At 62.8% G+C, this 6,067-nt stretch carries 8 protein-coding genes; 2 read left to right on the top strand and 6 right to left on the bottom strand.

Going from position 1 to position 6,067, the window contains the following annotated elements; translation table 11 throughout:
* Positions 1-675: 675 nt before the first annotated feature.
* The 6 genes from leuB to JWP26_RS20175 all read right to left on the bottom strand — a co-directional run bounded on the left by leuB (position 676) and on the right by JWP26_RS20175 (position 4,858).
* Positions 676-1,773: a 3-isopropylmalate dehydrogenase gene (gene leuB / locus JWP26_RS20200; protein WP_299732127.1), complete on the bottom strand. Its 1,098-nt coding sequence runs from the start codon at positions 1,771-1,773 to the stop codon at positions 676-678.
* 15 nt (positions 1,774-1,788) lie between these two features.
* The gene (locus JWP26_RS20195) at positions 1,789-2,202 is read right to left on the bottom strand and encodes an N-acetyltransferase (RefSeq protein ID WP_299732124.1); all 414 of its coding nucleotides are present in this window, start codon (positions 2,200-2,202) and stop codon (positions 1,789-1,791) included.
* Positions 2,203-2,207: 5 nt separating this feature from the next.
* Complete coding sequence (locus tag JWP26_RS20190) at positions 2,208-2,597, bottom strand: RidA family protein (RefSeq protein ID WP_299732122.1); 390 nt, start codon at positions 2,595-2,597, stop codon at positions 2,208-2,210.
* 15 nt (positions 2,598-2,612) lie between these two features.
* Positions 2,613-3,218: a 3-isopropylmalate dehydratase small subunit gene (leuD, locus tag JWP26_RS20185; protein WP_299732130.1), complete on the bottom strand. Its 606-nt coding sequence runs from the start codon at positions 3,216-3,218 to the stop codon at positions 2,613-2,615.
* A gap of 144 nt (positions 3,219-3,362) precedes the next feature.
* Entirely contained in the window at positions 3,363-4,313 is a 951-nt protein-coding gene (argC, locus tag JWP26_RS20180; protein ID WP_299732119.1) for an N-acetyl-gamma-glutamyl-phosphate reductase, read from the bottom strand.
* Positions 4,314-4,396: 83 nt separating this feature from the next.
* On the bottom strand, positions 4,397-4,858 hold the full coding sequence (locus JWP26_RS20175; RefSeq protein ID WP_299732116.1) for an SRPBCC domain-containing protein: 462 nt from the start codon (positions 4,856-4,858) through the stop codon (positions 4,397-4,399).
* A gap of 96 nt (positions 4,859-4,954) precedes the next feature.
* On the opposite strand from JWP26_RS20175, the gene deoD reads away from it, so the two are divergent.
* Both deoD and JWP26_RS20165 read left to right on the top strand, forming a co-directional pair.
* Complete coding sequence (deoD, locus tag JWP26_RS20170; protein WP_299732113.1) at positions 4,955-5,665, top strand: purine-nucleoside phosphorylase; 711 nt, start codon at positions 4,955-4,957, stop codon at positions 5,663-5,665.
* Between the two features lie 69 nt (positions 5,666-5,734).
* Positions 5,735-6,034: a hypothetical protein gene (locus tag JWP26_RS20165; protein WP_299732110.1), complete on the top strand. Its 300-nt coding sequence runs from the start codon at positions 5,735-5,737 to the stop codon at positions 6,032-6,034.
* The last annotated feature ends 33 nt before the right edge of the window (positions 6,035-6,067 follow it).

Raw genomic sequence — 6,067 nt, 5'->3', positions numbered from 1 at the left:
TTCCTTGCCATTCGAGCGTAGCTCTCATGGCCTTCTCTCCTCAAATCGATCCACTGGATCGATTTGCCCGCAGAGCGGGACGGCTCGAAGACTGCGGCATGCGGCGAGACTTGCCTCATGGTTTTGTAGATAAGCGAGACACGTCTCGCCGCATGCGATGGGGTTTCTGGCCGCCCGAACGTGGCCTCCATTGTTTCAGGAGACGAACGTCGCGCTGGCCCAGGGATCGCGCGACCGCATTCCCCTCCCACCAAACTCCCCACAGCCGTTCGTCGCGAACCCGCAGCCATTGTGGAGATATCGGGGGTGATTGTGCAGCGGGGTAGAGGGGGCGAGGATTACTTGGGTAAGTGGGATAGATCGGGGCCTAACCGCACCCCCTCCCTGCCTCCCCCATCAAGGGGGAGGTGTCTGCCGGTGGGTGGAACTGCATCGAGTGCCGATAGCCGCGGCTTGACCCCAATCACGCACTAGAGTGGAGAGACACCTCCCTCTTGATGGGGTGAGGCGGGGTGGCTCTTGATCCGGCGGATCGGACAATGTCTCCCACCGGTCTTCCCGCGGGCTTGACCCGCGGTCATTGTGGTCGGCCACTGAGGCCCGCGGGTCAAGCCCGCGGGAAGGGGTGGATGGGGTGAGATTGGCTTCAGGTAGGAAGATGCCGGGAATGCAGCCCTAAGCCTTCAGCTTCGCCAAAATTGCCGCGCCCATCTCTTCAGTCCCAACCCGCTTGCGGTTGTCCTGGGCGATATCGCCGGTACGCAGGCCGTCGTCCAGCACGGCGGCGATAGCGCCTTCGATCTTGTCGGCCAGTTCGATCATGTTGAACGAGTAACGCAATGCCATCGCAAACGACGCGATCATGGCGATGGGATTGGCAATGCCCTGGCCAGCGATGTCGGGGGCCGAACCATGCACGGGTTCGTAGAAGGCTTTGCGTTTGCCGGTGACCGCGTCGGGCGCACCCAGCGAGGCCGAGGGCAGCATGCCGAGCGAGCCGGTCAGCATGGCGGCAACGTCGGAGAGGATATCGCCGAACAGGTTGTCGGTGACCATGACGTCGAACTGCTTGGGGTTCCGCACGAGCTGCATGGCGGCGTTATCGGCCAGGATGTGCTCCAGCTTGACGTCGGGATAGTCCTTGCCGACGCCCTTGACCACTTCGTCCCACAGCACGCCCGACTTCATGACGTTCTTCTTGTCGGCCGAATGGACACGATTGTTGCGGGTGCGCGCCAGGTCGAACGCCACGCGGGCGATGCGATCGATTTCGTAGGTCTCGTAGACCTGGGTATCGATGGCGCGCTTCTGCCCGTCGCCGAGATCGGTAATGGTCTTGGGCTCGCCGAAATAGACGCCGCCGGTCAATTCGCGCACGATCAGGATATCGAGGCCTTCGACCAGTTCGCGCTTGAGCGAGGAGGCATCGGCCAAAGCCGGATAGCAGATGGCGGGGCGCAGGTTGGCGAACACGGCCATTTCCTTGCGCAGGCGCAGGAGCGCGGCTTCCGGACGATGCTCATAGGGGACGTTGTCCCACTTCGGCCCGCCCACGGCGCCAAAAATCACCGCATCGGCGGCCAGCGCCTTGGCGGTGTCTTCGTCGGTGATCGCCACCTGATGCTTGTCGTATGCCGAGCCGCCCGCCAGGCCGCTATCGGTGACAAAATCGGTGAGCTGTTCGGCATTGGTCCAGGCGATGACCTTTTCCACCTCCACCATGATTTCAGTGCCGATGCCGTCGCCGGGAAGCAGGAACAGGGAATGGGTCATGGTGATCTCGCGGACCTAGAGGGTTTTGGACAGGAAATAGCGGGCGCCGCCGGGCGGGTAATCCGGAATCGTGCCGAACACCGAATAGCCCAGCTTTTCGTAGAACGGGCGCGCCTGGAACGAGAAGGTATCGAGCCAGATGCCGACCAGGCCCAGCGATCGCGCATGGGCCTCGGCCTGAGCCATGAGCTGGGTGCCGATATCCTGGCCGCGCAAGTGCTCGGGGACGAACAACAGTTCGATGAACATCCAGCGATAGGAGGTGTAGCCCGAAAGCCCACCGATCGTGGCGCCAGCGTCGTCGCGGATCAGCACCGCGACATCGCGATAGTCGCGCAGCGTGGTCTTGGACCGGTTGAAGGCGACCAGCGCATCCTGGATCGCCTTGCGGTCGGCCTCAGTTGGCGCTGCGTCGAGCACGATCTGCATGGCGCTTAGCTGTTCGCCGCGCCGATGCGGGCGGTGACTTCGATCTCGACCTTCATGCCGGCTTCGATCATCTGCACGATCAGCATCGAGGCAGCGGGGCGGATGTCGCGGAATACCGGGCCGACGGCGGCCACGACGGCGTTCACGTCATTGCGGTCGCCGATGTAATAGACCACCCGCACGGTATCCTGCAGCGATGAGCCGGCTTCCTTGAGCGCCTTGTCGATGGTGGCCAGCGCGTTGGCGGCCTGCACGCCGACATCGTCCGGCATGGTCATGGTGGCGTAGTCATAGCCCGTCGTGCCCGACACATAGACGGTGTCTTGGTGGCGCACCGCGCGGGAATAGCCAAACGTCGCCTCGAAGGGCGAACCGGTAGAAACGCGCTGAACCATTCTTTGGGCCTTTGGTTAGAGCCAGGGGCGGTTTTCGGCCATCTGGTTTTCGAAGCCGGAGATTGCCGGGTCGGATTTCAGCGTGCCGGCGATATCGTCGAGGCCTTCGAGCAGGATCTGCTTGCGGCTCGGATCGATGTCGAAATGCAGGGTGCCGCCATCGGGGCCGCGCACGGTCTGGGCTTCCAGATCCACGGTCAGCGTCGCATTGGCGCCGCGCTCGGCATCGTCCAGCAGCAGCTTGAGCTGTTCGGGCGAGACGACCAGGGGCAGGATGCCGTTCTTGAAGCAGTTATTGTAGAAAATATCGGCGAAGCTGGTCGAGATCACGCAGCGGATGCCGAAATCCAGCAGCGCCCAGGGGGCGTGCTCGCGCGAGGAGCCGCAGCCGAAATTGTCGCCGGCCACGATGATCTTGGCCCCGCGATAGGCGGCCTTGTTGAGCACGAAATCGGGGTTTTCGCTGCCGTCTTCGTTGTAGCGCATCTCGGAAAACAGCGCCGTACCAAGACCCGTCCGCTTGATGGTCTTGAGGTACTGCTTGGGGATGATCATGTCGGTGTCGATATTGATGATCGGCAGCGGCGCCGCGACCCCGGTCAATGTCGTGAACTTGTCCATGGGAAAGCCTTCCTTGGTTGGGGCTTTCATGCCGTACTCTTGGGTACGCGGTCAAGCCGCGTTTGGGGGAATCCGTTCGGCGGTTCACCAAACGCGATGTAACGCCTGCCCCTGACGGGGAGGGAGTCGACTGCTAAATATAGCTTAAGCCGCCAGGCCCATCGCGGCATCCACACCCAGCATCAGGTTCAAATTCTGCACCGCGGCGCCCGAGGCGCCCTTGCCGAGATTGTCGTAGACGGCGGCGATGACGGCCTGCTGGCGGTCGTCGTTGGCAAACACATGCAGGGTCATCGTATTGGTGCCATTGTGCACCTGCGGATCGAGCCCTGCCGACTTGGTCTGCCCCGACGCGAACGGAGCAACCCGCACGAAACTATTGGGAATGGAGGCGTAGTAATCGGCAAGGGCTGCGTGCAAATCCCGGCCGGTGGAGATCTCCGCCATGAGGTCGAGATGGAGCGGCACCGTGGTGGTCATGCCCTGCGCGAAATTGCCGACAACCGGCTCGAACAGCGGTGTGCGGTTGAGCCGGGCATAGAACGCCATTTCGGGCAGGTGCTTGTGCACGAAGGTCAGGGCATAGGGCATGTACTGGCTGGGCGTCGTAGCGCCCTCATATTCGGCAATCATCTGCTTGCCGCCGCCGGTATAGCCGGAAACGCCGTGATAGCTGATCGGATAATCGGCCGGTACCAGCCGGGCCTCGACCAGCGGCCGGAGCCCCGCGATTAGCCCCTGCGGCCAGCAGCCGGGATTGGTGACGAGGCGCGCATTGGCGATCACATCGGCCTGATCCTTGTCCATCTCGGCAAAGCCATAGGCCCATTCGGGATCGGTCCGGAACGCCGTAGAGGCGTCGATGACGCGCGTGGTGGAATTGGTGATTAGCGAGACGCTTTCCCGCGCTGCGTCATCGGGCAGGCAGAGGATCGCCACGTCGGCGGCGTTGAGCAGTTCGGCGCGCGCGCCGATATCCTTGCGCCGATCTGCGGGGATCGAGAGCAGTTCGAGGTCGCGCCGTCCGGCCAGCCGATCGCGGATTTGCAGGCCCGTCGTGCCAGCTTCGCCATCGATGAAAATTTTCGCGACCATGATCGGGCTCCCGGGTCCAGTTTTGCGTAAATGGACTTCTCCCATGACAAGGTCAAGACCCTGCGGGTCAGGGCTTTGGCCGCTCAAGGCTTGGCGAGCAAGACGTCGACCTGCTCCAGCATCTGCCGCCAGCTCCGTTCGGTGCGCTCGCGGTGCTCGTCCCATTTGGCGAGCATCTCATGATAGAGCGTCACCACCGCGCCGGGCCCGTCGGGATCGGGCTCGATGATCAGCGTCACCTTGGATGGATCATTGGCCGCCGCATCGCTGGTGATCCAGGTGAAGACGATTTTCCGGGGCCGGTCGAGATGGCGGTAATGGCCCCAATGGCGCGCTTCCTGCCCGTCGCGCCGGTCGGTGAACAGAAAAGCCCCGCCGACGACGGGGTCGGTGCCGCAGGCGAGCATTTCGCCCGCCAGTCCGTTCTGCTTGAGCGCCGCCCCCATCCAGAGCCGAATCTGGCGTGGATCGAGCCAGGCGTCATAGATGGCGGCCGCGCGGGCCGGCGATTTGTGAGTTACCTTGGCTTCGACGGTGTCGGCCATGTCGTCCTCCTCTGGCAATCGCAATACTCATTCAACGCGGCTTGCTGGTCCTGCGTTGCGATGGCAGTTTGCGCACCTATTCCATAGGAGCGCGCCATGACCCCGCATAACCACGCCAAGCCCGGCGACTACGCCCCCGCCGTGCTGCTGCCGGGTGATCCGCTGCGCGCCAAATGGATTGCGGAAACCTTTTTCGAGGCACCAAAACTGGTCAATTCGGTGCGCAATTGCCTGGGCTATACGGGCACCTGGAAGGGCAAGCCGGTATCGGTGCAGGCCAGCGGCATGGGCCAGCCGTCGCTAGCCATCTATGTGCATGAGCTGATCAACGTCTATGGCGTGCAATCACTGATCCGCGTCGGCACCTGCGGCGGGCTCAATGCCAAGGTCAAGGTGCGCGACCTGATCCTGGCGCAGGGCGCCTCGACCGACAGCTCCATCGTCAAGGGGCGCTTCGGCGCGTTCAATTTCGCCCCGATCGCTGATTTCGGCCTGCTGCGGAGCGCTGCCGACAAGGCCGAGGCCGCCGGATTGCGGTTCCATGCCGGCAATCTGCTGTCCTCGGACATCTTTTATCACGCCGATGGCTTTGCGGGTTACGACAAGCTGCCTGAGCATGGCGTGCTGGGCGTCGAAATGGAGGCGGCCGTGCTGTACACGCTCGCCGCCCGCTTCGGCGTCAAGGCGCTGGCGATCTGCACCATGACCGATTGCCTGATCACCCATGCGGAAATCAGCGCCGACGAACGTCAGAGCTCGCTGACCGAAATGGTCGAGCTGGCGCTGGACGTGGCGGTGGAAAGCTAAGAGAGCGCTTGCCGGAACCATCTCGGGCGCTCACGATTGTCCGAGACTGACAATCGAGGAGCGTCATCGATGGCTAAAATTCTGACTTCGCGCGAAGACATTCGCGAATGGGCAGCCGCGCGAGCTGGCAATCCGATGTTGATGGAAACGCCGGACGGCACGCGCAGCCGCACGCTATTGAACCTGACCTTCGGGCAGGAAGCGCTCAATTCGGACAATAATGAAGGGCCGGATCGCGTCGGCGGCTATCAACTTGTGAGCTGGGACGAATGGTTCGCCGCGCTCGACGCCAACAAGCTGTCGCTGCGCGTGTCGGACGATCCCTCGGGTGGCAACGAGGCGGAATTCGAGTTCGTCGAGCGGGAATAGGGCGGCGAGATTGGGGCTAACCGACACCCCCTC

This window comes from Devosia sp. (assembly GCF_028290435.1).
Taxonomy (GTDB): Bacteria; Pseudomonadota; Alphaproteobacteria; order Rhizobiales; family Devosiaceae; genus Devosia.
Note: the sequence above shows the minus strand (reverse complement) of the source record. Positions and strands in the feature narration are given on the sequence as shown.